The organism is Bizionia saleffrena (assembly GCF_008086175.1).
Taxonomy (GTDB): domain Bacteria; phylum Bacteroidota; class Bacteroidia; order Flavobacteriales; family Flavobacteriaceae; genus Bizionia; species Bizionia saleffrena.
In genome coordinates, this window is record NZ_VSKM01000009.1 from 26,904 (window position 1) to 53,414 (window position 26,511).

Annotated in this window: 24 protein-coding genes, 1 tRNA gene and 1 pseudogene; 6 read left to right on the forward strand and 20 right to left on the reverse strand. The window is 33.1% G+C overall.

Annotation, left to right across the window (positions count from 1 at the left end; translation table 11 throughout):
- The first annotated feature begins 113 nt into the window (after window positions 1–113).
- Window positions 114–440 (forward strand): low molecular weight phosphatase family protein, encoded by a 327-nt coding sequence (locus ES676_RS09745; protein WP_148370138.1) that lies wholly within the window; start codon window positions 114–116, stop codon window positions 438–440.
- A gap of 749 nt (window positions 441–1,189) precedes the next feature.
- Here ES676_RS09745 and ES676_RS09750 read toward each other — a convergent pair.
- The 9 genes and pseudogenes from ES676_RS09750 to ES676_RS09790 form a co-directional block, all read right to left on the reverse strand.
- Entirely contained in the window at window positions 1,190–2,293 is a 1,104-nt protein-coding gene (locus ES676_RS09750) for a hypothetical protein (protein ID WP_148370139.1), read from the reverse strand.
- The gene (locus ES676_RS09755; protein WP_170234446.1) at window positions 2,286–3,767 is read right to left on the reverse strand and encodes an ImmA/IrrE family metallo-endopeptidase; all 1,482 of its coding nucleotides are present in this window, start codon (window positions 3,765–3,767) and stop codon (window positions 2,286–2,288) included. The genes ES676_RS09750 and ES676_RS09755 overlap by 8 nt, the downstream gene beginning before the upstream one ends.
- A gap of 399 nt (window positions 3,768–4,166) precedes the next feature.
- Window positions 4,167–4,265 (reverse strand): annotated as a pseudogene (locus ES676_RS15095) (ATPase); the annotation flags it as partial.
- Window positions 4,266–4,519: 254 nt separating this feature from the next.
- On the reverse strand, window positions 4,520–4,933 hold the full coding sequence (locus ES676_RS09765; protein WP_148370141.1) for a hypothetical protein: 414 nt from the start codon (window positions 4,931–4,933) through the stop codon (window positions 4,520–4,522).
- 346 nt (window positions 4,934–5,279) lie between these two features.
- Window positions 5,280–6,062: a DUF6591 domain-containing protein gene (locus ES676_RS09770; RefSeq protein ID WP_148370142.1), complete on the reverse strand. Its 783-nt coding sequence runs from the start codon at window positions 6,060–6,062 to the stop codon at window positions 5,280–5,282.
- A gap of 121 nt (window positions 6,063–6,183) precedes the next feature.
- On the reverse strand, window positions 6,184–6,621 hold the full coding sequence (locus tag ES676_RS09775; protein ID WP_148370143.1) for a hypothetical protein: 438 nt from the start codon (window positions 6,619–6,621) through the stop codon (window positions 6,184–6,186).
- A gap of 407 nt (window positions 6,622–7,028) precedes the next feature.
- Complete coding sequence (locus ES676_RS09780; RefSeq protein WP_148370144.1) at window positions 7,029–7,940, reverse strand: hypothetical protein; 912 nt, start codon at window positions 7,938–7,940, stop codon at window positions 7,029–7,031.
- Window positions 7,941–8,013: 73 nt separating this feature from the next.
- The gene (locus ES676_RS09785; RefSeq protein ID WP_148370145.1) at window positions 8,014–8,511 is read right to left on the reverse strand and encodes an Arm DNA-binding domain-containing protein; all 498 of its coding nucleotides are present in this window, start codon (window positions 8,509–8,511) and stop codon (window positions 8,014–8,016) included.
- Window positions 8,512–8,759: 248 nt separating this feature from the next.
- Window positions 8,760–8,844, reverse strand: a tRNA-Ser gene (locus tag ES676_RS09790).
- Window positions 8,845–9,048: 204 nt separating this feature from the next.
- Between ES676_RS09790 and ES676_RS09795 the strand changes: the two genes are divergently transcribed.
- Window positions 9,049–9,678, forward strand: a complete 630-nt coding sequence (locus ES676_RS09795) for an NAD(P)H-dependent oxidoreductase (protein ID WP_148370146.1) — start codon at window positions 9,049–9,051, stop codon at window positions 9,676–9,678.
- Window positions 9,679–9,795: 117 nt separating this feature from the next.
- The gene (locus tag ES676_RS09800) at window positions 9,796–10,989 is read left to right on the forward strand and encodes a DegT/DnrJ/EryC1/StrS family aminotransferase (RefSeq protein WP_148370147.1); all 1,194 of its coding nucleotides are present in this window, start codon (window positions 9,796–9,798) and stop codon (window positions 10,987–10,989) included.
- Between the two features lie 143 nt (window positions 10,990–11,132).
- On the opposite strand, the gene ribB is transcribed toward ES676_RS09800, so the two are convergent.
- The 6 genes from ribB to tpx all read right to left on the reverse strand — a co-directional run bounded on the left by ribB (window position 11,133) and on the right by tpx (window position 18,384).
- A complete protein-coding gene (gene ribB, locus ES676_RS09805; RefSeq protein ID WP_148370148.1) occupies window positions 11,133–12,281 on the reverse strand; it encodes a 3,4-dihydroxy-2-butanone-4-phosphate synthase in 1,149 nt (382 codons plus the stop codon).
- A gap of 46 nt (window positions 12,282–12,327) precedes the next feature.
- Window positions 12,328–14,118: an LptF/LptG family permease gene (locus tag ES676_RS09810; RefSeq protein WP_246130345.1), complete on the reverse strand. Its 1,791-nt coding sequence runs from the start codon at window positions 14,116–14,118 to the stop codon at window positions 12,328–12,330.
- Between the two features lie 76 nt (window positions 14,119–14,194).
- Window positions 14,195–14,833, reverse strand: coding sequence for a LolA family protein (locus ES676_RS09815; protein ID WP_148370150.1), 639 nt, complete (start codon window positions 14,831–14,833; stop codon window positions 14,195–14,197).
- A 21-nt stretch (window positions 14,834–14,854) separates the two neighbouring features.
- Window positions 14,855–17,281 (reverse strand): DNA translocase FtsK, encoded by a 2,427-nt coding sequence (locus ES676_RS09820; RefSeq protein WP_148370151.1) that lies wholly within the window; start codon window positions 17,279–17,281, stop codon window positions 14,855–14,857.
- Window positions 17,282–17,409: 128 nt separating this feature from the next.
- Window positions 17,410–17,787 (reverse strand): diacylglycerol kinase family protein, encoded by a 378-nt coding sequence (locus ES676_RS09825; RefSeq protein ID WP_148370152.1) that lies wholly within the window; start codon window positions 17,785–17,787, stop codon window positions 17,410–17,412.
- Window positions 17,788–17,877: 90 nt separating this feature from the next.
- Window positions 17,878–18,384, reverse strand: a complete 507-nt coding sequence (tpx, locus tag ES676_RS09830) for a thiol peroxidase (RefSeq protein ID WP_148370153.1) — start codon at window positions 18,382–18,384, stop codon at window positions 17,878–17,880.
- A 235-nt stretch (window positions 18,385–18,619) separates the two neighbouring features.
- Between tpx and ES676_RS09835 the strand changes: the two genes are divergently transcribed.
- Window positions 18,620–19,195 carry a fasciclin domain-containing protein gene (locus tag ES676_RS09835; RefSeq protein ID WP_148370154.1) on the forward strand — a complete coding sequence of 192 codons (576 nt, stop codon included), beginning with the start codon at window positions 18,620–18,622 and terminating at the stop codon, window positions 19,193–19,195.
- A 91-nt stretch (window positions 19,196–19,286) separates the two neighbouring features.
- Here ES676_RS09835 and ES676_RS09840 read toward each other — a convergent pair whose 3' ends face one another.
- From ES676_RS09840 to ES676_RS09860, 5 genes are all read right to left on the reverse strand, one after another.
- The gene (locus ES676_RS09840; protein ID WP_148370155.1) at window positions 19,287–19,544 is read right to left on the reverse strand and encodes a DUF6952 family protein; all 258 of its coding nucleotides are present in this window, start codon (window positions 19,542–19,544) and stop codon (window positions 19,287–19,289) included.
- An 11-nt stretch (window positions 19,545–19,555) separates the two neighbouring features.
- Entirely contained in the window at window positions 19,556–19,864 is a 309-nt protein-coding gene (locus ES676_RS09845) for a thioredoxin family protein (protein ID WP_148370156.1), read from the reverse strand.
- 62 nt (window positions 19,865–19,926) lie between these two features.
- Window positions 19,927–20,565 (reverse strand): peroxiredoxin, encoded by a 639-nt coding sequence (locus ES676_RS09850; protein WP_148370157.1) that lies wholly within the window; start codon window positions 20,563–20,565, stop codon window positions 19,927–19,929.
- A gap of 141 nt (window positions 20,566–20,706) precedes the next feature.
- Window positions 20,707–22,176 (reverse strand): Na+/H+ antiporter NhaC, encoded by a 1,470-nt coding sequence (nhaC, locus tag ES676_RS09855; RefSeq protein WP_148370158.1) that lies wholly within the window; start codon window positions 22,174–22,176, stop codon window positions 20,707–20,709.
- Window positions 22,177–22,870: 694 nt separating this feature from the next.
- Entirely contained in the window at window positions 22,871–24,070 is a 1,200-nt protein-coding gene (locus tag ES676_RS09860) for an aminotransferase class I/II-fold pyridoxal phosphate-dependent enzyme (protein WP_148370159.1), read from the reverse strand.
- Window positions 24,071–24,248: 178 nt separating this feature from the next.
- Here ES676_RS09860 and ES676_RS09865 point away from each other — a divergent pair, with 178 nt between their 5' ends.
- The gene (locus tag ES676_RS09865) at window positions 24,249–24,707 is read left to right on the forward strand and encodes an Lrp/AsnC family transcriptional regulator (RefSeq protein WP_148370160.1); all 459 of its coding nucleotides are present in this window, start codon (window positions 24,249–24,251) and stop codon (window positions 24,705–24,707) included.
- Window positions 24,708–24,940: 233 nt separating this feature from the next.
- Window positions 24,941–26,341 (forward strand): dihydrolipoyl dehydrogenase, encoded by a 1,401-nt coding sequence (gene lpdA / locus ES676_RS09870; RefSeq protein WP_148370161.1) that lies wholly within the window; start codon window positions 24,941–24,943, stop codon window positions 26,339–26,341.
- Window positions 26,342–26,511 lie beyond the last annotated feature (170 nt).

Consider the following 26,511-nt stretch of genomic DNA (forward strand, 5'->3'; position numbering starts at 1 on the left):
ATTAATTCTATTTTCCTAATTAATTTTATTGTTATTTGTGTACAATTATAATTAAATTGCTGTTAATGCCTAATTATGCCAGTTTCTATGCGGGATATTTTTGAAAAAAAATTATGAAAATTCTATTTGTATGCTCAGCTAATAAACAGCGGTCAAAGACTGCTGAAGATTATTTTTCATCAAAATATGATACACACGAATTTTTAAGTGCTGGTACCAATATTAAAATTTGCAGAAAAGAAGGAACAACTGAGCTTACTGAGAATTTATTAGAATGGGCTGAGGTAGTCTATGTAATGGAAAAAAGACATCTTGAGCAAATACAGAAGCATACAGGTTCTAGGTATTATTCGAAAATTATAATATTAGATATAGCAGATATTTATAAATATTATGATGGTGATTTGATTGCGTTGCTAGAGGAGAAGGTGGTGTTTTAGAATTAATATTGGTTATGATTGGAATGTATGATGGTTCTGTGTTCAATATATAGTGCTGTATAGTGGTTCGCTATAAACTAGTTTATAAAATTATTTGAAATGTCTTAAAATTAATCCCTTCGACACCAATTGTTAAAAATAGCAATATATATCGGTTTGGCATTATGGTTTTCCGTAATTGCTACTTAAAGTTGTGTAAATAATAGTAACTGTTATTAATACATAAGGCTGGGATTGCATAGGCGTTGCGAACTTGTTTTATTTATTGCGAGTTATTTTAGGGGCTTTTATCTACACTATTTGCATTAAAACTAACTAGATTAAACATAGAGCGCACGAGGGATCTCACACGGTTTTTGTAGCGCTCTTCTAATTCGGTTGTCTTTTTATGTAATGGAATAAAGGCACTTTAAAACTTAGTGTGCGCGTAATTAAGTCAAGCAAAATGTAGCGAAACCACCAACCTGAAAAATAAGAAAGCCCTTAAAAAGGGCTTAAATAAGGTTGTTTTTTTGTGAAATTGTGGTGTTGTGCAACGGTTACGGTTTTTGTGTGTAATACTTCGTTCACTTTTCTTTATACTTCTATATTATTTTTAGTTCATCTTCTGTTTTGAATATATGCTGCTGTAATTTTAATATTAAAATGCTGAGCGAAATAGAATAAACCATTTGCGCTATTCGTTAAAACATCTTTAGTTATTTGTAAAAATAGTAATGAAATCTTTATTTTATAAGTAATTAGGTTTTTTACATACCTCTCCAAATAGTCGCTCTATATGAATCATTAAATTTTAATATTGAAAACCAGGGATTTGAAGGCCATTGAGCTCTATTTTTATCATACCTATAACTATTGTAATCTGCATAAATTTTAAAAAAATCATCTAAATCATCTTTTTCCAAAAAATTTATTTCGATAGGATTTGGTTTTTCTGTATCCGTGAAAAATTCAATTAGAGAATTACCATAATTGAATGAGAGCATTTCTCGCTTCTTGCCACTGAAATTAACTTTTTTTGTTTCAATGCTTGAACAATTTTTATTTTTCTTAAGACTTTTGATCAGGTCTTTAGTCGATAATATATTTTGATTATCTACCAACTCCACTGGAATGAATTTTATTAGTTCACTTTCATCTATCCCGTTATGGTCAATTAGTTTTTTATTGTCAATATAAATATAGTCAAGAGCATCCTCTAAATAGTTTTTTTCGACCGATTGTTTAATAATAAGGTTATCATATTCGAATTGATTTAGACCTTGAACAACAAAACCTATTTTATTGAAATTTGAGATAGCCCAATTGCTGGAATATAATTTTTCATCGTTTAAGAAGAAAATCAATCTCGCTTTACCTTCGATATCTTCGGAATTATTTAAAATTATTTTCACAGAATTATTTTTTTCCAATCCAGTAGTGTTAAATGAATTTCCTAATACATAACCGTCATTAGGGTAAGACCAATTTTCTTTGTCAAAATAAGTTATATCTTCTCTTATAAGCAAACGGACTCTTTTAAATTCTTTACTGTTTCTGTCATTAATGAAAACGATACCCGCTCCGCCATATTCGGAAATCGGACTTTTTATTTGAAAGTCAAATGTTATCTCAGTATACGCTTTATTTTCAAGGTTTTTAAGATTTTTGGAATGAAAATAGCACCAATTATTTTTAACTTTATTTTCAATAACTAGTTTTCCGTTTTCTATTTTACAGAGCCATTTATTAGTGTCTGTAATTCCCCAATCATTTTTATTATTATCAAATCTATCAATTTGGATAATTTGAGATTCTTGGCATATTCCCTTAAAACAAAATAAAATAATAAGAATTGTGAATTTTTTAATCATCGCATTTAATTTTTAAATATCTACAAGCTAATTCTACTCCGTTTTCGCAAGAGGTTTTAAATTCTAAACAAGCAGATTTATTATTCTTTATTTCTAAATAACATTTTCCTAAATGAAAATTGGCATAAGGGTCTTTATTGGTTTTGAGATATGATTGAAAATTTTTAATTGCTTTTTTAGTTTTGCCAGTTTCTTCTTGCAATCTAGCTGTGATGTAAAGAATATTAGAGTTTACTATATTTTGTTTTAATTCTAAATCCTCCCATAATGCAAGAGTTTCTTCTAAAAGCGAATATTCTTTGGAACCTAATAAGGCCATAGAGTAAGTGAAATAGCAAGCTTTAAGTATTGTGTTTACTTGTTTGTTCTCTTTAAGCTCAGTAGAGTTTATTAGATCTATTGCTGTTTTTGAGTTTTTAGCAGATGTCTCAAATTCACTTTTGCTATTTAAGAAGTATGCATAATTACTATAAAAATGAATTAATTCAAATTTGTTTTTATCGTTTTCTTCGCTTTCTTGAATACCATCGTATAGAGCGTTGAAAATATTTTCTGCAAGCTCTGGTTTGTATGTGTCCAGGTAATATTTAGCTAAAATTGTCTTGAATATTAAGCCTTCTAAATCTGTGTTTTCGATTGTTTCTATTGCACTTATTATTTCTTTAGGTACTGTTTTTTTTAAGCTATGATAATTTTCCCAAAGTAAAAGAACTGTATAATTGTTACGTTCTTCAATTTCGTTTAATATCTGTATTGATTCCTTGACTTCCTCGTTTAACTTGTATAAATAAGACAGCTCAATATAAGGTGCGTTTCTGAATTGCTTTTTATTAATTAATTCTTCGTAGTACCTTCTAGAAGAATTGAAATAGTCCATATTTCCGGTCACTACGAACTTGGAGTAAAACGACCTTGCTAAGTTCAAAGAATTTATTCTATTTGACTCATAGACTTTTGCCGTGATTGAGCTTTCAAATCTCTGTAGTATTTTCTGTTCTTTTAAGACGGCATCCTCAAATCCTTTATTGGCACTTAAAATTCTATTTTTTAGGATTGGATGAGTGCCTGTATTCTTACTTGGATGTGGTATATCATTTAGTGTACTTGTTATGTCTTGAATTGGACTATTTAATTTTTTTAATACAAAACCTGCAAAATAATCAGCCTCTAATTCCTGTTTTCTCGATGTCGTATTGTCGCTATATTTTAAAGTATGCCCATTTAGGTGATGCCCAATTTCGTGAGCAAGTATAAAAAGATAAAATGATTTATTAGTAGAGTTATTTAATTTGGATAAATAATGTTCGTCAATTAAAAGCTCTCTTTCTCCATCGATAATTACTGCAACAGCGTTATTGATTGAATTACAAGTTTTTATAGTGAAATTACTTTGTGACAGTCCAATTTCTGAGACTATGTCACTTAATCCTAAAGTCAAATACGCGGAAGATTCAACTGATGTATAGTCGTTCATACACAAGTATAAATCTATTTCTTGCGAAGTTAATTTACAAACAGATTGGGAATAACTGTAAGTAGAAATAAGCAGAATAAATAATATTATAATTTTTCTCATATGTTGAATAGTCGGTAGGCACGATGTTTTTTTAAATGTATCACTACTATTACAATGAATATAAATATAAAACCAATGCTTTGCTCTGTCTATTGGTTGTGTATCTATTTATTTTTATTAAAAGAGTATTACTCTTGTATATTGAATACATACACGAAATATGTAACACGTTTTATTAATAGCGCTCACAATATAGAACTTACTTATTCTAAATTATTGTAAAAATTCGTAAATGTGGGGTAGATTTTTCGAGATAGACACTTTTATGTGAATGTGGTGTTGGACGTCTGTTTAAAGTTATTGTCGTTTATCTCTACTATTAGCATTAAAACTAACTAGATTAAACAAAGAACACATACGGGATCGCAGACGGTTACCGTAGCGCTCTTCTAATTCGGTTTAGGTGAGGGTGCTGATGACATTTTGCGCATGTGTAAGCATCTGTACTGGTAAATAAAAACCGAATAGAAAACCCGTAAGATCCGGGCGCAGGGATCTTACGGGTGTGATTTTTGTAGGTAGGCCTGAAATAAAAAATAATTGTAAACGGCTTAAGTTAGCATTTTAATAAAAACACCTATAATTATAATAATTTCTATAAATAATAATTAATTACAACGTGCTTTTTAAAACTTCTCAAAACCTAATAATTATTGCTTTATAAGAAGTGATTCTGAAAGTTCACCTAAGGGGTCATTAGTTAGCTCTATAATATTATCAGATTTTTTTTCAAAATAATAACTTATTGTATTGCTTCTCACTGTAATATCAATTTTATACTCATTTTCATTTATTGTTTCATTAACATTTGTGTTTACATCAGCATTATTTGTGAATTTTATTTGCTCTTTCCATGAAGTCTCTGTGTTTATAACAATTGTAATAAAATCATCTGGTGTGAATTTAAAACCACTTTGGGTGTTGGTGGAACCACTCCAAGTACCATGAATCCAGTTAGGGGGATTAATTGAGTCAGCATTAGTGTTACTTGAATCGTCATCAGATGAGCAGCTTACACATAATATAGTTGTAATTAAAATGTAAAATAGGTTCGTTTTTTTCATATTATTTAGTTTTAAATGTTTAAGATTTGGTCTCGGCTATGAGTAGTTGGGTAGTTTAGCGATTAACCTTGCATTTACGTACCAAACTGAAAAACCTCTTGGATTTTTAGCAGTAGGTGAGAACGAGCAATTACTTATAGTCAATGTTGTAGGTAGTACTATTTTAAAAATTTATCTAATAAAAAATCAAATATTTTCCAATAAGCAATCAAAACAAATATGACTTTAACTGTATAGAAAACCACGCAGGATAGTTCAAATATTCAGGTAATCGTAATTTCTTGGTTTCACTTTTAATCTTTCTATTGGTGTTATATCTGATACTATTTATCTTAAAAGGATTATGTTACTGCATTTCCATTGCTGCCGTATTCATTTTATTGACGATTTTCATTAATCGAGACATTTGTTTTGCTGAAAATTCGTTTTTCATATCATCCATTTTTTGTTGCATATCAGTTGCTTTTTGCATCATTGCTGGATATTCAGCCATTGCAGAATTATCTCCTTTTTGGGCTTTCTTTAAAAACTTAGTGTATGAGTCAATATATTCTTCATAACTGTCTAAAGCTTCGTCAATTTTGTCATTACTTTCTGATGTTGAAGCGACTTCCTCTTTAGGTTCTTCCTCGACTTCATCATTACGGTTGGACTCCCTTATGAGTTCTTCGTTGGTTCTAACTAAATCATCTTTTATTTCGGTATTAGTAATTTCAAAATTATTTGTTTCCTTCATAATTTTTGCCATTTTTTCTCTATCCGAAAAATAATCCCATTCAAAGCTTATAGTTGTAGTTGCACCAACATCACTTGCTAATAAATCCTCCACTTTACTCCAATCGCTCATAGTGGCAGGTGAGAAAGAATATCCAACATCTCTAACAGCAACATTTGAAGCATCTAAAGGACTTAAACCTAAATTACCCATTTGAGGATTATTACCATCATACTTTTTTATAAGTTCAAATTTGAATGGAATGTAAATTTTGTCATTCTCTACTTTTAATTTGTAATCCCCATCCAAAACTTTGATATATTCTTTACCTGGTCCAATAATCGAAATATCCGTAGCCGAAATTGATTTTTCGGGAATAACTTCAACTGTTTTCTTACACGATAGAATTGACATTGATGCAAAAAGAAAGAATGCAACATTAGTAAAATTAATTTTCATTTTAATTAGTTTAATTTTTTGCCTACTTCAGATTTTCATTGGCTTTTCGGCTTATTCCCAATTTCTTTATAGTAATTTATAAAATTGTAAAAATTAATATCTCTATTGGGATTTCTCCCGAAATTGTATATAAAACTGTGTTGAATTTTCCTTTTCCTTGACGTATATATTTACCGTCTATTGTATATAATACAGTTTCATAATCTCCTTTTCCTTGTCTCAAATATTTTCCGTCCCAAGTGTAAAGTACATTGTTATAGTCTCCTTTTCCTTGTCTTAAATATTTTCCGTCCCAAGTCGCCAAAACTGTGTTGTAATCCCCTTTTCCTTGAAGAATATATTTTTCGGTCGATGTGTATAAAACAGTTTCATAATTTCCTTTTCCCTGTCTTAAATATTTTCCATCCCAAGTATATAAAACATTGTTATAATCTCCTTTTCCTTCCCTAATATAGTTTTGAGCTGTTAAAATAAATGAAGAAAAAAATAAAGAAGTAAAAAGCAAAAATTTCATAAATTGGATTTCTTTCAAATTTTACAAAGTAATATATCTGTCAACGATTTACCTTACGGTTTTCCGCATTCTATTGATGTTTTTTAAGTTTTTTTTGTAAGTTATTGGAAATGAGAATTGTTTTTTAGAAAAAAATTTTGTTCTAGACCGAAATTTTGTTCAAATTGCCCACAATATCTTTATATAGAAAGAGAGGAGAACTATAACGTGTTTTAGACTAGTGATCTATGACACGTACGTATATGATTAGTGGCGTGTATAAATAACTAATTTAGCAAATAAAAACCAAATAGAAAATTCGGAAGAATTTTCGTAAGCAAGCACTAAACCGTAATTATTTTTATACGGTGTTGGGCGAAGTGCTTTCTATTTGATAGTGTTATTTGTATTCGACGCTGTTATATCTATTAAAAGCCATATCTAACACCAATATTAAAACCTCCATTTACATCAAAATCAGGAATGACTGTAAATTCAGGTTGATAATTTACAAAGATTATTAAGGGAAAATTGAAATTATATTCCAAACCTAAACTTAAAATAGCTGAACCATATGTCCCGTTTATATCCTCATAGTAGGTTATAGGTTTCTCTCCATCGACTTTTTTTAAACCTACTCCCAAGCCAACATAATAATTCGTATGACCAAGTAAATTTTCAATCCATTGATAAATTGCATTAAATTTATACGTTTTATAGGGTTCTTCATTTTTATAACCTAATTCAAATTCTAAACGTGCCTTTTCTTTTGTGCGTATCTGATAAATAACAGCATAATCTTTATCGAAACCATATTGAAATCCGATTGTATTTTTATAAAGTTCAACTTCACGCTTTTTACCTATTAAAACATAATTTTCAAATCTTTTTCTATTATAATTTTGAATATATTCGTCAACTTGTCTTTTTTGTTTTAGTGTAAGATTACCGTATATTTTTTGAAGTCTGTCATATTGATTTTGTTTATAAGATAGAGCTAACATCGCTAAATTACTATCAAATGTCGATTGTGGTTCGCCATAATCGTGTACAATATATTGGCCTGAACTTTCGATAGAATTATTTTGATTCAAATCTACTTGTTGTGTTTCGCCAGTTAGTGAATTATATTTATCGTAACCAGTTAGTTGATTATTTGAATTATAATATTCCCATCTCTCTTGTAATGAATTGTATTTTGCATAACCTACTATTTGACGACTTGAATTATAAAACTCATATCTTTCCATCAAATCATTATATTTTCTTGTAACATTCTGAGAATAAATTAGAGTAGTAAATAAAAATAGAATTAGACTAAAAAGTAATTTATTTTTCATAATTATTAATTGTTTTTCAGGTTAGTTTTTTTTGCATTGCACCCAACTTAGTTATATGAGTATAAAACCAATACTAAAATTTATGGTCCACATTTTTAACTGGAATGTCATCAATCATATATTCCTTTAGGATATATTCTTGAATATGATTTTTGGTTGTGCGATAGCGTTCTGCAGTACCAGGAGCAAAGTCTTTACCTATTAAGCTATCTACTTCGTTATTATGTGCTTGGAATATTACCAACAGCATTTTAGTCGGCTGATCTTTTCCGATATATCGATTTTTAATAGCCATTGCAGTGAATGGCCTTTCAAGATCTAAAAGACGTTCGTGGATTTTGTTTAGCTTATATCTAACGTCGTCAATATACTTATTGATGGCGCGCGCTTCTGCGGAATTCCCTAAAACTTTACCATTAGTACTATCCCATTTTTCGATTAATATTTTGCGCTGGATACTAATAAGTGATCTTTTTCCATTTACTGTGATACGTGCGTAAATAGGTGCCTTTCCATCTGGAGTGGCTTTTGTTTTATGTAGTAAAAAAAGAATGCTGTACGTAGAAGTCATCGGTTACCTATATTATAAGTACTAAATCTAACTAAATATACAAAATTTAAATTAAAAATTTGACTGTAATGGTTTTATTAACAGGTGTTTATGTCTAATTCGGTTACCTGTTGGTAAATTTCAATTAGGTAACCGAATAGGTAACCTATGGGATGCTATTATATGTTATATTTTGAAATATGTAGAAAAGCAAAAACCCTATAAACATAGTGTTTATAGGGTTTTGTTGGAATTTATGCTATTCCTAGCGGAGAATGAGGGATTCGAACCCCCGGAGGTGTGACCCTCAACAGTTTTCAAGACTGCCGCATTCGACCACTCTGCCAATTCTCCAAGTGTCTCATCAAGTATGCCCTGATTGCGGGTGCAAATATAGAATCCTTTTTAGTATATTTCAAATAAATCTACGCCTTTTTTTATTTTATTTTATTTTTAATCATTATCTCCTTATTAATAAGTTAGTTATCGATTATTTTTCTAAAAACATTATCTTTTAAAATAATCAAATAGTACTTTTGCAGACTAAATTAAAGAGTAATGGAAATAATAAAGCAGTTAAATTGGCGTTATGCCACGAAAAAATTCGATAAGAATAAACAGCTTTCCGCTCAGGATATACAACAATTAAAAGAGGCGTTTAATTTAACCGCGACTTCTTACGGCTTACAGCCTATTAAATTAGTTATCCTTAGTAATAAAACACTGCAAAAGGAATTGGTCGCGCATACATTCAATCAGCCGCAAGTAGAACAAGCTTCTCATGTATTAGTGTTTTGTATTGAAACAATTATCGATACTAAATATATAGAAAATTATTTTAAGAGACTCAAGGCTGTCCGAAACACGCCAGAGGCGATTACCAATCCATTTAAACAGTTTTTGATTGAAGATTTTAATAAAAAATCTAAAAAAGATATTGAAGCCTGGGCTGTAAAACAAGCCTATTTGGCAATGGGTAACTTATTAACTGTTTGTGCACTTCGAAAAATTGATGCTAGTCCGATGGAAGGGTTTATTAGCGACAAATTTGATGAAGTATTAAAATTAAAATCAAAGAAATTAAAATCAGTGTTAATTATGCCTATTGGTTATAGAGCCGAAGACGATATGTTTGCCGATTTTAAAAAAGTTAGAAAACCACTCTCCGATGTAATTATTGAATTGTAGAAGTAAAACTTTTTATCATAAAAAATATTTTTAAAAAACCGCTACAAACTTATTGATGGGCGGTTTTTTTTATTAACGAATTTCAATTAATTTTGAGTTCACCTTAAAAGAAGAAAAATGCCAGGATTTGAACGCTTTGGAGAACAAGAACGCAAGCAAGTGCAAGATGTATTAGATAACGGTGTATTAATGCGCTATGGTTTTGATGGAATGCGAAACGGACATTGGAAAGCCAAAGAACTGGAACGTGAATTAGAACGCACGTTCAAAACACAACACGCTCAACTGGTATCTAGTGGTACGGCAGCAGTAACCGTTGCTTTGGCGTCGGCTGGTGTTGGAGCGGGAGATGAGGTGATTATGCCCACGTTTACGTTCGTAGCGAGTTTTGAAGCGATAATGATGCTTGGGGCAGTTCCTGTTTTGGTAGATATAGACGATACCTTAGCTATAGACCCGAAAGCTGTTGAAGCGGCCATTACACCAAAAACAAAGGCCGTTATGGTTGTGCAGATGTGCGGAAGTATGGGGCGAATGAATGAACTTGAAGCCATCTGTAAAGCGAATAATCTCTTACTAATTGAGGATGCTTGCCAAGCTATTGGAGGAACATTTAACAACAAACCTTTAGGAAGTATTGGAGATTTGGGCTGTTTTTCTTTCGATTTTGTAAAAACGATTACGAGTGGCGAAGGTGGCGCGGTCATTACAAATAATGACGCTTATTATTCACATTCCGATCAGTATAGCGACCACGGTCACGATCATATAGGAAGCGATAGAGGTGCCGAAACACATCCGCATTTAGGTTATAATTTCAGGATTTCAGAATTGCACGCGGCGGTGGGCTTGGCTCAAATAAAACGTTTACCAGAGTTTTTAGAGGTACAAAAAAATAATTTTACAGTATTACGTGAAGCTTTAGCTGAAATACCAGAAGTAACCTTTAGAACAGTTCCGGAAGGAGGGGAGGAAAGCTATGCCTTTTTAAACTTCTTTTTACCAGATTTAGAGAGTGCTAGAAAAGCGTCGAAAGCATTAAAAGAAAGTGGTGTAGATGGTTGTTTCCATTATTATGATAACAATTGGCATTACATAAGAGAATGGAGTCATCTTAAAAATATAAAATCGTTATATCCCATTTCTGCGGAAGTCAAAAACGGATTGAAATATTTAGAAACCAAAACCTTCGAACAGTCTAATCACTATATCGCAAGAAACATTTCGTGTTTAATTAAGTTATCGTGGTCGCAAGAAGATGTAAATCGTAGAGCACAATTAATGTTGGATGCTATTAAAGCGTCTGTTTAAAAGGTTCTAATTAATTTAACTAATAGGCAAAAAAAAGCGCAAATTAACTAAAGTTGATTTGCGCTTTTTTGTATTTATATTTCAAACAAAATCTGGCGTCTTGTTTCTATATTTTCTCTCTCTTCTTTCTCCTTTCAAACTAACTAGTAATTCACGTATTCTAAGATTTCTAAACCATAACCAATCATCCCTACCCGTTTTGTTTGTTGTGAGTTAGAAATTAATTGCAATTTATGAATATTCAAATCGTGTAAAATCTGTGCTCCAATACCAAAATCTTTTGCATCCATTTTTATTGCAGGAGCTTTTACCAAAGTCTTTTCTTGTTGCGTTTCTTTCAACACATTTAAACGCTTCAGTAAGTTTAGGGACTGTGCTTCTTGGTTTATAAATAAAATAGCGCCTTTACCAGCGTCGTTTATCACTTTAAACATACCGTCAAGCTTTTGGTCGGCATTATTAGTCAGCGTTCCTAAGATGTCATTATTTACTAATGTGGAATTCACGCGGGTTAACACAGGTTCATTGGTCGTCCACTCTCCCTTGGTTAACGCAATATGCACTTGATTATTAGTTGTTTGTTGGTAGGCTCTTAATCGGAATGTTCCGAAGCGCGTTTCTAAATTAAAATCTTCTTTTTTATCAATTAAAGAATCGTGATCCATTCTATACGCCACTAAATCTTCAATAGAAACAATTTTTAAATCGAACTTTTTCGCGACCTCAAAAAGCTGCGGTAAACGCGCCATCGTTCCGTCTTCATTCATTATTTCAACTATAACACCTGCAGGATTTAGTCCCGCTAAACGTGCAAAATCTATTGCCGCTTCGGTATGTCCGGTACGACGTAATACACCACCTTCTTTTGCTACTAAAGGAAAAATATGTCCTGGTCGTGCTAAATCGAATGGTTTTGTCTTTGGGTCTACTAAAGCCTTTACTGTTAGCGCTCGATCTCCGGCCGAAATTCCTGTGGTAACCCCTTGCCCTTTTAAATCTACCGAAACGGTAAATGCTGTTTCCATAGGATCGGTATTATTCGTAACCATCATATGTAAACCTAAATCTTTACAGTGGTGCTCGGTAAGCGGTGCACAAATTAAGCCCCGTCCGTGAGTCGCCATAAAGTTTATCATTTCTGGAGTTACTAACTCGGCAGCAGCAATAAAATCACCTTCATTTTCTCTGTCTTCATCATCGACAACAATAATAACCTTACCGGTCTTTATGTCGTTAATCGCTTCTTGAATGGTATTTAATTTAAATTGTGTTTTAGCTTCTGTTGTTGTCATTACAATGCCGTTTTAATGTTATAAAGATAGTGCTAATCGGTATGTTTTAAGCAATATCTAATTTGAATTTTCTGCGTCTATTGAAATAAATGATGGGAAATAATATAAATCCGATAAGTAATATAGCAGGTGATTTTTTATGTCTATTAAAGTGTAAAGTCGTGGTGTAAGCGCGGTAACTAATATATGCTTTTAAGAAATGAATCGCGTAAACCACCGCCGAAATAGCGCTTAAATACAGTGCTGAGATCGCAATTTGAGGTAGTTTATTATTTTTTAATATAAAAAATGAGATAAAAAGAACAATGGCAATGCTGTACGCCGCCAGTGCTATTCTTGAAACTACTCTATAATTTAAGAGCGTACTGCTCGCAATCGCTCTGTTTTTGTCTGAAATAGCAACTGGTGTTATATCAGTACGAGTAACTTTCAAACCGTCGAGAGTTTCTGTTTCCTCTTCAGCTTTATTTAATTTGTTGTTTGGGAACTTCTTTTGAAACCATTTTTTTATAGGTTGGGTAATATGATCAAATTCAAATAAACCACGGTCGGCAGTTGCTCTTCGCGTTAAATAAATACTTAAGGGCAACATAATTAAAGTAGAAAACCAAGTGGCTATCACCGGACTAAAGCTACTGTCTTTTGCGCTGTTTTTGGCGAAAATACCTATAAAATGATAACTTAAAAAGAGTACAATGGCTATTATCATAGGTAAACCTAAACCTCCTTTTCTAATTAATGCGCCTAAAGGTGCGCCAACAAAAAACAGAATAACACAAGCGAATGCTAAGGCAAATTTTTCGTGAAAGGCAATAATATGTTTATTTAATGTAGTGGTCTTAGCTTTTAAGTCGGCTTTTTTAGAAGTGATAATATTAGTGGTACTGCTTATTGAGTTTATAGCGTATTCAATAAGTTGAACTTGGCGTTTTGCACTGAATAAATCTAGGACATCTCCAGTAAATTCCAAATCTTTTGTGGTGTCTACGGTAAGATTTAGGGTTTCAATATTTGTGCGTTTGTATAAGGTTGTAGAAAAATCCGTATAGGTGGTTTGTCTGGCTTGAGCTAAGGAATCTGTAGTTTTCGATAAATCCCTAATGTTAAGCATAGTGTACTTATCGTCGTATGCTTTATCATCGAGATCGACTTCATTCAATTTCGATAAATCAATATTCATCGTGTATTTTTCGAACTCACTTTTTAGAAAAGGCTCTTTTCTTCGTTCTTGAATATCTTTTGGTGGCGTATCATTATAATAATACCCATCAAATAAAATCAATTTAAGAACATTGGAATCTATTTCGCTAACTAATTCTCCGTTTTTCGCAATAATAGTAGTATAATTTCCAATTTTATTAACTTCAGATTGGTGAATAACAACCTGTTCTAAATATTGTCCACGATCACCAGTTTTCTTTGAAACTTTAATATTAAAATTGTCTCCAATTTGATTAAACTGCCCTTCGGCTATAGCCATAGCGGGTTTAACCTTAGCAATGTTTTTACGTAAATTGTAACTGTTATACTCCGCCCAAGGAATTACGTTATTACTAAAAAAGAAAGTGGTTATGGCGAGTCCAACAATAAAAACACTTAAACCAGACATTGCGCGTTGTAGCGATATTCCGGTAGATTTCATTGCGGCAAACTCATAGTTTTCGGCAAAATTTCCAAAGACCATTATAGAAGATAATAAAATGGTTAAAGGTAAAATAAGCGGAATTAGAGTAGGGGTGATGTAAAATAAAAATTTGGCAACCGTAATTAAATCAAGATCTTTTCCTGCCAACTCCTTAATGTATAGCCAGATGGCTTGTAATACAAAAATCAGCATGAGTATAACAAACACGCTGATAAAAGTTTTTAGATAAGAGCTTAATATATATCTATCTAGTATTTTCAAGGGTAGCCTAGTCTAAGTTATTAATATAGTAGTCACTATACTTACTTTTGTCAAAAGTAAACAAGGTTTTCGAAATAGGCTCGTTTGTTTTAAAAGAATTAACAGTGAGTGTTGTGCTCGTACTGTTTTTACCTGTTTCTATTAAATTATAGATATGTTTGGTTTGGACATCGATACCCAAAAGAATAAATTTTATCTCTGAGTTTGAATCGATAGGAATTAGTTTTACATATTGAATTTTTCGCCCTTTTACATTCTGAATGATATCCATTTTGTAGCTGAAACCATCCTCGTAAAACGATAACATTTTGCTAGGGGTAATGCTACCTTCACCTTGTGCGTTTTCTGAAGAAATAGTAACTTCTTCATCTTCAGGGCTAATCGTATATAATGTTTTACCATCGAATATTCTTGTAATGCCCAAAATATTCAATTTGTATTTCTCACCTAACATAGTAACATCTCCGCGTGTTTCTTGCTGAATGTTTTCGGCCGAATTGTTTAAAGCATATTTAAAATCGATAGCAATATTATCGTAGCTTTTTACTTTTTGCGACACTTCGCTTAAAAGTGCTTTGGCATCGTTAGCGTTCTGACTAAAAACTGATGAACTGATAAGCAATAAGAGTAATACTAATTTTTTCATTTTAAAATCGTTTCGTTTAATTTATTGACCTTCGTTTTCTAATAGGGAATCTAAAGAAGCTAAATCGGTTACTAATACCTGTCGCGCTTTACTACCTTCAAAGCCACCAACAATTCCTGCGGCTTCTAATTGATCGATAATACGACCAGCACGGTTATAACCCAATTTTAATTTACGTTGTAATAACGATGCCGAACCTTGTTGTGCGATAACTAAAATTTCTGCGGCTTCTCTAAAGAGTTTGTCTCTTTCCGCGATATCTATATCAAGATTTGTGCCACCTTCTTCACCTACATACTCTGGAAGTAAATAAGCATCGGGATACGCTTTTTGCGATCCTATAAAATCGGTAATTCTTTCCACTTCGGGGGTGTCTACAAAGGCACATTGTATACGTATTAAATCGTTTCCTTGCGTATATAACATATCTCCACGGCCAATAAGTTGGTCGGCTCCAGAGCTGTCTAAAATAGTTCTAGAATCTATTTTACTAGTTACTCTAAAGGCTATTCTCGCCGGGAAATTGGCTTTAATAATACCGGTAATTACATTTACCGACGGACGTTGAGTTGCAACGATTAAGTGAATACCAATAGCACGTGCTAATTGTGCTAAACGCGCAATTGGGGTTTCTACTTCTTTTCCAGCCGTCATAATTAAATCGGCAAACTCATCGACCACTAAAACGATATATGGTAAGTAAGCATGGCCGTCGTTAGGGTTTAATTTACGCGCTTTAAATTTTACGTTATACTCGGCAATATTTCTACAAAAGGCATTTTTAAGCATTTCATAACGATTGTCCATTTCAATACACAGCGAGTTTAAGGTGTTTATTACCTTGGTGTTATCGGTAATAATCGCTTCGGCGCTGTCGGGAAGTTTCGCTAAATAATGTCGTTCTATCTTATTAAAGAGCGTTAATTCTACCTTTTTAGGGTCGACTAACACAAACTTAACCTCTGCAGGGTGTTTTTTGTATAATAATGAGGTAAGTACCGCATTTAACCCAACCGATTTACCTTGACCTGTTGCACCTGCCATTAATAAGTGAGGCATTTTAGCTAAATCGACAACAAAGGTTTCGTTGCTAATGGTTTTTCCTAAGGCGATAGGTAATTCCATTTCCGATTTCTGAAACTTTTGCGATGCTATAACCGAGCGCATAGAAACAATAGTCGAATTTCTATTGGGTACCTCTATACCAATCGTTCCTTTTCCAGGAATAGGAGCAATAATACGAATCCCTAAAGCGGCAAGAGATAAGGCGATATCGTCTTCTAAGTTTTTAATTTTAGAAATACGCACGCCAGCATCTGGTACAATTTCGTAAAGCGTTACTGTAGGCCCAATTGTTGCTTTTATAGACTGAATACCAATTTTGTAGTTGTTTAAAGTTTCTACAATTCGGTTTTTCTTGTCTTCAAGTTCGGCTTGGTCAATTTTTATGCCTTCAATGTTATATTTTTTTAATAAATCTAAAGGCGGAAATTTAAAGTTTCCTAATTCTAACGTTGGATCGAATAATCCAAAGTCTGCTACTAATTTATCTGACAAATTATCGGTTTCCGATTGTTCTTCAACAATTTCACCAACTTCCATTTCTAATTCCTCTTCCTCGTCAACCTCTTCCTCCTTCGGGATTTCAATTTCTAAAGCGGTTTCAACTGACGGTTCTTGGGGTGGTACAGCTTTTGGTTCTTCCGCTTCAACTTCTGGAGCCTTTTGTAATGTAGGCTCTAAATCTTCACTCTCTAAATCGAAAGATGATTTCATATCTTCGGCTTCAGCACTTAAATTATTATCTACCGGCACCACATCATTTTTAGCGTCTTTAAAATCAGATTTAATTTCTTTTTTAGCTTTTTTAAACGCGTTACTGATACGTTCTGGCGTCACTTTAAAACGTATTGCTAAATAGGTGATTAACCCAAATAATAATAATAATACAGTCCCAATTATACCAATAAAATCTTGAATGAAGGTATTGAGCTCAAACCCAATAGTACCGCTTAAAATATCGTTTTTATGACCTGCAAACCCGAACAAAGTTGACATCCAAAGCGCTATTAATGTGCCCCAAAACCAATGCTGAATTAATTGTGCTTTTTTTAAATCTAATAAGGTAAAAACACCCGATAAAAAGACTAATCCGGCAAATATAAAGGCCGAAAGTCCGAACCCACGCTGAATAAAAAAGTCGCTTAACCACGCACCAGCTTGACTTGCCCAGTTTTCGGTTTCTACCGCTCGCGAAGGCAATTCGCTAAGAATACTTTGGTCTGCTTTTCCAGTAAATAAAAAAGACAAAAAAGCGATAAATAAAAGGATGCCTAAAAGCACCAAAAAACTACCAAAGATTAGCTTTTGCTGATTGTTTAAAACAAATAGAGGTTTCCTTACTCTTGGTTCTTTTGCTTTTTTTGCTTTAGGTTTTTTCTTCGCCATTATAGGTTTTTAGTGTGCAACAAAAATACAAATTACTAGGGTTTATCCTAACGGAGAATTACATTTTAAAATTGCTTTTTTATGAATTGATTTGGAGCTTTTTAAGTGTTTTTGTTATTTATATAGGGTTAGGTTAATGCTAATAGTTTAGGAATGTAAATAATACAGCCTGCAATTACTGCTGCGACAGCAAAAATAAATACAGCGCCTGCGGCTAAATCTTTAATTAAACCAATTTTAGGATGGTGTTCTGGGTGTATAAAGTCGGCGATGGCTTCAATAGCAGTATTAACGCCTTCTAACGCCATGATAGTTGCAATTACTAGTGTTTGTATAATCCATTCGGTGGTACTTATTTTAAAGTAAAATCCGGCAATCGTTACTAAAACACCGATCCCAAACTGCACTTTTATACTGGCTTCGGTAGTGAGTAATAAAAAAGCGCCCTTAAAAGCAAAACGCACACTTTTAACTCTATTTATAAAAAAAGAATCTTTTTCACCCATAAGATTATACTATATAAGACGCTTGAAAGTTATAAAAAATAACATTAGCAAGCGTCTTAATTCTTTAAATGACCTGTGTTTTAAAGTGTTTTATTTATTTAATATAGCGCTTAAAGAGGCTTTGTAATTTGGTTCGTCTACAATATCTGATACTTGTTCGGTATACGTAACCACACCGTTTTCGTCTAATACAATTACACAGCGCGATAATAGCGTTTCCAATGGACCTGAAGTCATATTTAATCCATAATCTTTTCCGAAGGTGTTACTTTTAAAAGCCGAAAGCATTTCGACATTTTTTATTCCTTCGGCACCACAGAAACGTGCTTGTGCAAAAGGTAAATCTTTAGAAATACAGAGCACTTTAGTGTTTTCTATTTCTGAAGCTTCCGTGTTAAATGAGCGAACCGACTGTGCGCAAGTACCTGTATCAATACTTGGAAAGATATTTAAAATCACTCGACTTCCTTTATAGTCGGCAAGTGTTTTAGAGCCCATTTCGGGAGTCGTTAATGTGAAATTTGGTGCTTTATCTCCAACGTTAGGAAGAGATCCAGAAGTTTCTATTGGGTTGCCTTTTAATTTTATTGTACTCAAAATAATATGTTTTAGGGTTAAAGTATAAATTTAAGACTATTAAAATAGTTTTAAGAATAAAGCACTGTTTTTTTTTAGAATGAAGAACCCAGTTTAAACAAGAGTTTAGCAGTGATTGTGTTTTTTATATCTGTTAATAAAAAGTTAAAACCTGAGTTTTTAAAAACCGTAGCCAAAGGGCTTTCGTTAATATGCCTGAAACATAAAAACAATTAATAAACTTAAACTTTAAACTATGAAAACTTCAAATGTATTTAAAATAGCCTTAGTTGCTGTATTATTCGTTTCATCTCAAAGCATTTTTGCTCAAGGTATGATGAAAGAATCAACAAAAATGGTTGGTGGAGCTGAAATGTATCCATCAAAAAACATTGTAGAAAATGCAGTAAATTCTAAAGACCACACAACACTGGTTGCAGCTGTAAAAGCCGCGGAGTTGGTGGAGGTATTATCTAGTACTGGTCCTTTTACTGTCTTTGCGCCAACAAATGCAGCGTTTAATAAATTACCAGAAGGTACGGTAGAGACGTTATTAATGCCAGAAAACAAAATGATGTTGCAAACTATTTTAAAGTACCACGTCGTTGCAGGGAAATGGAATGCTGCAGACGTTGTAAAAATGATAAAAAAAGGAAAAGGTAAAGCTGAAATTAAAACCGTAAGTGGTGGTTTGATTACTGCTTGGTTAAAAGGAAAGGATGTCTATATTACAGACGCAAATGGTAATTCGGCAAAGGTAACAATCGCCGATGTAAACCAATCTAACGGAGTAATACACGTTATCGATACCGTTTTATTGCCAAAATCGTAAGTACGATTGGTGCTACTTATTAAAACATCTATGAAAAAGAGAAAAACCACCTTGTAATGAGGTGGTTTTTTTAGGCCTAAAAATGAAGTGCTTATTTGTCTATAGAACCTAGAACACGCTTCATAAAGGTATTTAATGCTTCTTTTTGAGGGGTTCCCTCTTTAACCATTTTATGGACTTCGATAGCGCCGTACATATTAGAAATTAATTCCCCTATAACATCTAATTCTTCTTCTTTTAACGAAGGGACTTCTGTTAAGGCTTCAAGTGTTTCTATAGTTTCTACAACATAATCTTCGTCATTTTCGGCTATAAACTGTGTTAAATGTTTTATTACAGGTAATTTCATTTCTTTCTAAGTTATAATACTGGGTTAACTAATTCCTTTAAAACATCAAACTTATTAGTTTGAACTTGATTTAAAAATTCACCATCTTTAAATACGGCGAACGTTGGTAAATTATCAACAGTTGCCATTTTACGAGACTCCGGGAATTTTTCAGAATCCACAATAACAAAAGTTACATTTTCATTTTCTGAAGCTAATTTTTTAAATTTAGGCTTCATAATACGGCAGTTACCGCACCAAGTCGCAGAATACTGTACAATAACGGTATTGTTATTACTTACAACTTCTTTTAAATTATCTTGATCTAATTCTTGTATCATAATTTTTAGAGTTTAAATTAAACCACACGATTGGTACACAATCGTGTGGTTTTAAAATGAGTTTAGTGAGAAGCTAAATAAGCAGCAGTACCTTCTCTATTAGCCTGCATTCCTTCTTTTCCTTCTTCCCAGTTTGCTGGACAAACTTCACCATTTTTTTGTACGTGCGTATAGGCATCTATTAAACGTAAAAATTCGTTTACGTTTCTACCTAATGGCATATGGTTAATGCCTTCGTGAACAACCGTTCCTTCCTCATCGATAATGTAAGTTGCTCTATACGTAACATTGTCACCTTCTAGAATTACATTTCCTGTTTCTTCATCGTACTCTTCGTTAGTAATATCTAAAATACCCAAAGTAGAAGCTAAATTTCTATTAGTATCTGCTAAAATAGGATAAGTTACACCTTCAATACCACCATTGTCTTTAGGTGAGTTTAACCAAGCAAAATGAACTTCGGGAGTATCGCATGAAGCCCCGATAACGATTGTGTTACGTTTTTCAAATTCACCTAATGCTTCTTGAAAAGCGTGTAATTCTGTTGGGCAAACAAATGTGAAATCTTTAGGGTACCAAAAAAGTAAAACTTTTTTCTTGTTATTAATTGCTTCTTCAAGAACGTTCACTTTAAAAGTGTCGCCCATTTCGTTCATTGCGTCTACGTTTAAGTTTGGGAATTTTTTTCCTACAAATGCCATATTATATATATTTAATTGTTAATAATTTTATCTATTACAAAGATAGGTTAGAAAAGGCGTTTTAAACAAGAAATGAAATTCTTAATACTTATTGCGTAATAGATTTAAGTTATAGCGTTTTAATAAAACGATAAATTTATCTTATTTAGAAGTGAGCTCCTTAATTTTTATGTGGAAAGCGGCAAATAAAAGCGTTGTAAACGGACTCAGCCAATTAAATATGGCGTATATAAAATACTCGCCAACACCAACACCAAGAACGCCACTATGGTAAGCTCCACAAGTATTCCAAGGGATTAATGCCGAAGTTACCGTACCAGAATCTTCTAAGGTTCTACTTAAATTCTCGGGCGCTAAGTTTTTATCTTGATAGGCTTTTTTAAACATTTTACCAGGAATAACGATGGCTAGATACTGGTCTGAAGCGATTAAGTTTAGTCCTAAACAACTTACAACAGTGCTTGCAAAAAGTCCAAAAACACTAGACGCTAGTTTTAATAGTTCTTTGGTAATTCGCGATAATGCGCCAATACCATCCATAATACCACCAAATACCATTGCACAACATATTAAAAGGATAGTCCAAATCATTCCGCTCATTCCTCCAGAACTGAATAAATCGTTAAGTTTATCGTTTTCGGTTACAATCTGTACGTCGGATAAGATAGTGGTTACAATCGCTTCTGTTTTTGATGACGACAAACTATCTAAAATACCAGGTTGAAAAATAAAGGCAAATACAGCCGCTAATAAAACACCTACGGTAAGTGCTACTAATGGTTTTGTTTTAAAAAGTATCAGTGCTATAACGGCTACTGGAACTATAAATAACAAAGGCGTGATATTAAATGTGTTTTGTATGCTTCCTAAAAGCGACGTAACATCGGCTGTTCCTTTGGTTACAATAGTCGCACTCATTACACTAAAAACAATTAAAGTAATAATAAAAGTGGGTACCGTTGTTAGTGCCATATATCTAATATGAGTAAACAAATCGGTTCCTGCCATTGCTGGAGCAAGGTTTGTAGTATCACTTAGTGGCGACATCTTATCTCCAAAATAGCCTCCAGAAATTACCGCTCCGGCAATCATACCCGGATTAATACCCAAAGCACCACCAATACCTATTAATGCAATTCCTACGGTAGCAGAGGTGGTCCAAGAGCTTCCTGTGGCAATAGAGATTAACGCGCAAATAATAACAGAAGCTGGTAAAAAAATAGAGGGTTTTAAAACCTCTAAGCCGTAATATACCATCGCCGGAATAACGCCACTAACCAACCACGTTCCTGCCAAAGCGCCTACTAAAAATAAAATGAGTATCGGCACGAGAACACTTTTTAGATTCGACCAGATTTCTCGTATCATTAATGAAACGGTGACTTTATTAAATAAACCAACAACCGCCGAAACTGCGCCTCCTAATAATAATATAATCTGATTGGTATACGTGCCAAACCATTCTTGCCCGTCTACAAAAAAGATGTTATAAGCGAGTAAGCCCATAAGTATTACCACTGGAATTAATGCTTCAAATAGACTTAATTCTTTGTTATCTATAATAGTTTGGTCTTCTATTTCTATATTGGAAAGATTAGTATCGTCTTGCATTAAAGTTCGTTTTTAGGAGTGTAAGGTTACGATTTTCGATGTTGTTATGCAAATAAACAGAACTATCGAAGCCGATAAACTTTAGTTTTTAACATTACTGCAATAATTGTCTGTTTTGATTACGAATATTAAATAGTAAAAGAAGTGCTGCCAATAGGATATTCAATTAATGAGAAGTAGGCGTTAAAGAGTTTAGAGTCGGCGTTTATACGCTTTTTTTAAGTATTTTTTTGCTCTAACTGTCACCTTTTTATTATAATTCACTCTTGGCTAGTGTGATAATTAATGCAATATATTACGAAGAGTAAAATTCTATTAAAAAGAATAGTGTCGGGATAATCAATATATTCTACAAGTCCATTTCCTTCGCGATGACCAGAAAAAAAAAGGATAATAAAACGCGCTGCTAAACACTCTAAAACAGCAATGGAATTGGTTTTTTCATTTTGCCTAACTTGAGTTGATTGGCTAAAAACGCTCTGTTTATATTAGAAGCCCGATGATGTTAAGTGTCTTTTATTATTATCAATTTTATATTTTAAAAGAGTATTAGAAGAATCCTTCTCGTAAAATTAGTAAAACTATGAAAGGCGTAGGGGCTGAAAATAAATTGAGCCAGACTAAACAGCTGGCTCAATTAGAAGAGGTTAAAGAGACGCTTTAATCTCTTCTGTAGGTTTTAAAAACGAACGATTTAAATCACGTTTATTTCTTTCATACATGTTTTCATTATGTCGTAAGTCCGTTCAATATCGGCATCTAATCCAATAGAGAAACGAATTAAACCATCGCTTAATCCCATTTCTTTTTGTTCTTCTTCAGAAATTTCTGAAGATGTAGAACTTCCTGGTGCGCTAAATAACGTTTTGTAAAATCCTAAACTTACTGCTAAATAGCCTAAGTTTTTATCTTGCATTAATTCCATTAGTGCATTGGCTTTATCTAGCGATCCTACATCCACAGTTAGCATTCCGCCAAAACCGTATTGTTCGTTAATCATCTCTTTAAATATTTTATGAGAGGGGTGAGATTCTAAGCCCGGGTACACTGTTTTTAAACCTAAGTTTTCAAATTTTTCGGCTAAATACATAGCGTTTTTACTGTGCTGTTGTATTCTAAGGTGTAACGTTCTTAAGTTTTTTAAAACCGAAGCCGCGCGTAAACTATCCATAGTCGCTCCTAAAAGCATACAAGCTCCGTCATTAACACTTCTTAATTCGTTAATGAATTCTTGAGATCCGCAAACAACGCCACCAACAGTATCACTAGATCCGTTTATAAATTTTGTTAAACTGTGTATTACGATATCTGCGCCAAACTGAGTTGGCGAAATAGATAATGGCGAAAACGTATTATCTACAATCAATTGTAAGTTGTGTTTTTTTGCAATAGCAGCTAGGCCTTTAATATCGGCGACTTCTAATAACGGATTGCTTACCGATTCGCAATATAATACTTTTGTGTTTGGTGTGATTGCAGCCTCCACAACGTCTAATTTTGTGATGTCTACAAAAGAGGTTTTAATATTAAAACGGGGGGCAAAGTTTTTTAAGAACGCATACGTTCCACCATAAATAGTACGACTAGATACGATGTGATCTCCTGCACCACATAATTGCATTAAAACAGGAGTAATGGCGCCCATTCCAGAAGCGGTAACGTTTGCTGTTTCTGTACCTTCCATTGCCGCTAAAGCTTCACCTAAATATAAATTAGAAGGTGTTGTGTGGCGTGAGTATAAATGGCAACCGTCTGTGTTGCCTTCAAAAGTATCCATCATTGTTTTAGCCGATAAAAAAGTATAGGTTGAAGAGTCAGAAATTGATGGATTGACGCCTCCAAACTCACCAAAGTATTGCAAGTCCTGAATATTATTTGCGGGTTTAAATGACATAATTATTATATTTTATAGTGAATATGTTGTTTTATAATTACATCAAATGTGATAAATATTAGATAGAAAATCAATAGATAACTCATTAATTAGATTTATAATCTATAATAAGTTAATTTTATAGTTTAATTTTAATTTCAATCCGAATAAATAGCACTTCCGCTGAAAAATTTTCAAAATGACATTAGATACTATAGATAAAAAACTCTTAGGCTTACTCCAAAACGATAGTAAGCAAACCAATAAAGCTTTGTCGAATAAATTAAATTTATCGGTTACGGCCGTTTACGAACGGATTAAGAAACTGGAGAATCAGGGCGTAATTAATAAATACGTAGCGTTACTAGCTAAAGAAAAAGCCGATAAATCGTTCGTTGCTTTTTGCCACATAAAACTCACGCAACACACGCAAAATAATATTGTAGAATTTGAAAATGCTATAAATAATTTAAACGAAGTTTTAGAGTGTTTTCATATTAGTGGTGATTACGATTATTTACTTAAAGTAATTGTAAAAGATATGGAGGCGTTTAGAGAATTTATGGTCGAAAAACTAACCACTATTAACCATATAGGGAGTACACACAGTATGTTTATGATTAATGAGGTGAAATATACAACGGCAATTTCAGTGTAAAAAGAGTTTATAAACACTAATTTATATATACTTTGTATCTTGTTTTAAGTAAAAATAATTAGAGCTGTAAGTAAATAGGAGCATTATTTAACCGTAGTGTTTCCGTTGATAAAACAAATTAAAAATTCATCAGAAGTCATTGGCAAATCATCGTACAAAATTGTACTTTTGTCTAAATTTAATAGAGTACTATTTCAGCGAAGGCGAAATAATTTAAAAAATAATATACTTTTATGAGTAAATACGATGTAGCCGTTATCGGCTCAGGACCTGGAGGATATGTAGCGGCGATACGTTGCGCACAACTAGGAATGAAAACTGCAATTATCGAAAAATATTCAACACTTGGCGGTACGTGTCTTAACGTGGGGTGTATTCCAAGTAAAGCATTACTAGATTCTTCTCATCATTACGAAGATGCAGTAAAACATTTTGAAGAGCACGGTATCGAAATACCTGGCGAAATTAAAGTAAATTTAGAAAAAATGATTGCGCGCAAGCAATCGGTTGTAGACCAAACAACTGGTGGTATCGATTTTTTAATGAAGAAGAACAACATCGATGTTTATGAAGGTTTAGGTCGCTTTAAAGATGCTACTCATATTACTATAAAAGGAAAAGAAACTATAGAGATTGAAGCAAAAAACATCATTATTGCTACAGGATCAAAACCGGCGTCGTTACCATTTATTTCTATAGATAAGGAGCGCATTATAACATCAACTGAGGCTTTAAAACTTAAAGAAATCCCGAAACATTTAATTGTTATTGGTGGTGGAGTTATTGGTTTAGAGTTGGGGCAAGTTTACAAACGTTTAGGTTCTGAGGTGACGGTTGTAGAATATATGGATCGCATCGTGCCAACAATGGACAAAGGTGTTTCTAAAGAATTAAATAAGATTTTCAAAAAGCAAAAGCTAAAAATCAATACGTCTCACAAAGTAAAATCTGTAGAGCGTAAAGGGGATGAAGTTATTGTAAAAGCCGATAATAAAAAAGGCGAAGAAGTAGAAATTAAAGGAGATTACTGCTTGGTTTCTGTTGGTCGTCGTGCATTTACAGACGGTTTAAATGCTGAAGCTGCTGGCGTAAAACTTACAGATAGAGGGTTAGTAGATGTAAACGAACATTTACAAACTAGCGCCTCTAATATTTATGCGATTGGTGATGTTATCAAAGGAGCAATGTTAGCGCATAAAGCGGAAGAAGAAGGTGTTTTTGTTGCTGAAACGTTAGCGGGACAAAAACCACATATCGATTATAACCTAATTCCAGGTGTAGTTTACACGTGGCCAGAAGCGGCATCGGTTGGTAAAACCGAAGAGCAATTAAAAGAAGCAAAAATAGAATATAAAACAGGACAATTCCCAATGCGTGCTTTAGGTAGAAGTAGAGCGAGTATGGATTTAGATGGTTTTGTAAAAGTGCTAGCCGATAAAAATACAGATGAAATTTTAGGGGTACATATGGTGGGCGCTCGTGCTGCCGATATGATTGCGGAAGCAGTTGTAGCGATGGAATACAGAGCAAGTGCAGAAGACGTTTCTAGAATGTCTCACGCACACCCAACATTTACGGAAGCAATTAAAGAAGCGGCATTAGCAGCAACTGATGATAGAGCTTTACATATTTAAGTCACATTGAATAGAGGCTGATTACGACTATACATAGCAAAAAAGCGAACCCCACGGTTCGCTTTTTTCGTTGTAGTCCCGATATTAGTTATAAACACGAGGTTTAAGTTTTTTCATTACATATATATACGCTAAATTTGTTACAAACTACGATTAAATAAAACGGAGAA

Excerpts from the sequence above, each read along its gene's own strand:
- ES676_RS09745 (WP_148370138.1), top strand. The coding sequence starts at position 114 with ATGAAAATTCTATTTGTATGCTCAGCTAATAAACAGCGGTCAAAGACT.
- ES676_RS09750 (WP_148370139.1), bottom strand. The coding sequence starts at position 2,293 with ATGATTAAAAAATTCACAATTCTTATTATTTTATTTTGTTTTAAGGGA.
- ES676_RS09755 (WP_170234446.1), bottom strand. The coding sequence starts at position 3,767 with ATGAACGACTATACATCAGTTGAATCTTCCGCGTATTTGACTTTAGGA.
- ES676_RS09765 (WP_148370141.1), bottom strand. The coding sequence starts at position 4,933 with ATGAAAAAAACGAACCTATTTTACATTTTAATTACAACTATATTATGT.
- ES676_RS09770 (WP_148370142.1), bottom strand. The coding sequence starts at position 6,062 with ATGTCAATTCTATCGTGTAAGAAAACAGTTGAAGTTATTCCCGAAAAA.
- ES676_RS09775 (WP_148370143.1), bottom strand. The coding sequence starts at position 6,621 with ATGAAATTTTTGCTTTTTACTTCTTTATTTTTTTCTTCATTTATTTTA.
- ES676_RS09780 (WP_148370144.1), bottom strand. The coding sequence starts at position 7,940 with ATGAAAAATAAATTACTTTTTAGTCTAATTCTATTTTTATTTACTACT.
- ES676_RS09785 (WP_148370145.1), bottom strand. The coding sequence starts at position 8,511 with ATGACTTCTACGTACAGCATTCTTTTTTTACTACATAAAACAAAAGCC.
- ES676_RS09795 (WP_148370146.1), top strand. The coding sequence starts at position 9,049 with ATGGAAATAATAAAGCAGTTAAATTGGCGTTATGCCACGAAAAAATTC.
- ES676_RS09800 (WP_148370147.1), top strand. The coding sequence starts at position 9,796 with ATGCCAGGATTTGAACGCTTTGGAGAACAAGAACGCAAGCAAGTGCAA.
- ribB (WP_148370148.1), bottom strand. The coding sequence starts at position 12,281 with ATGACAACAACAGAAGCTAAAACACAATTTAAATTAAATACCATTCAA.
- ES676_RS09810 (WP_246130345.1), bottom strand. The coding sequence starts at position 14,118 with ATGCTGATTTTTGTATTACAAGCCATCTGGCTATACATTAAGGAGTTG.
- ES676_RS09815 (WP_148370150.1), bottom strand. The coding sequence starts at position 14,833 with ATGAAAAAATTAGTATTACTCTTATTGCTTATCAGTTCATCAGTTTTT.
- ES676_RS09820 (WP_148370151.1), bottom strand. The coding sequence starts at position 17,281 with ATGGCGAAGAAAAAACCTAAAGCAAAAAAAGCAAAAGAACCAAGAGTA.
- ES676_RS09825 (WP_148370152.1), bottom strand. The coding sequence starts at position 17,787 with ATGGGTGAAAAAGATTCTTTTTTTATAAATAGAGTTAAAAGTGTGCGT.
- ES676_RS09835 (WP_148370154.1), top strand. The coding sequence starts at position 18,620 with ATGAAAACTTCAAATGTATTTAAAATAGCCTTAGTTGCTGTATTATTC.
- ES676_RS09840 (WP_148370155.1), bottom strand. The coding sequence starts at position 19,544 with ATGAAATTACCTGTAATAAAACATTTAACACAGTTTATAGCCGAAAAT.
- ES676_RS09845 (WP_148370156.1), bottom strand. The coding sequence starts at position 19,864 with ATGATACAAGAATTAGATCAAGATAATTTAAAAGAAGTTGTAAGTAAT.
- ES676_RS09850 (WP_148370157.1), bottom strand. The coding sequence starts at position 20,565 with ATGGCATTTGTAGGAAAAAAATTCCCAAACTTAAACGTAGACGCAATG.
- nhaC (WP_148370158.1), bottom strand. The coding sequence starts at position 22,176 with ATGCAAGACGATACTAATCTTTCCAATATAGAAATAGAAGACCAAACT.
- ES676_RS09860 (WP_148370159.1), bottom strand. The coding sequence starts at position 24,070 with ATGTCATTTAAACCCGCAAATAATATTCAGGACTTGCAATACTTTGGT.
- ES676_RS09865 (WP_148370160.1), top strand. The coding sequence starts at position 24,249 with ATGACATTAGATACTATAGATAAAAAACTCTTAGGCTTACTCCAAAAC.
- lpdA (WP_148370161.1), top strand. The coding sequence starts at position 24,941 with ATGAGTAAATACGATGTAGCCGTTATCGGCTCAGGACCTGGAGGATAT.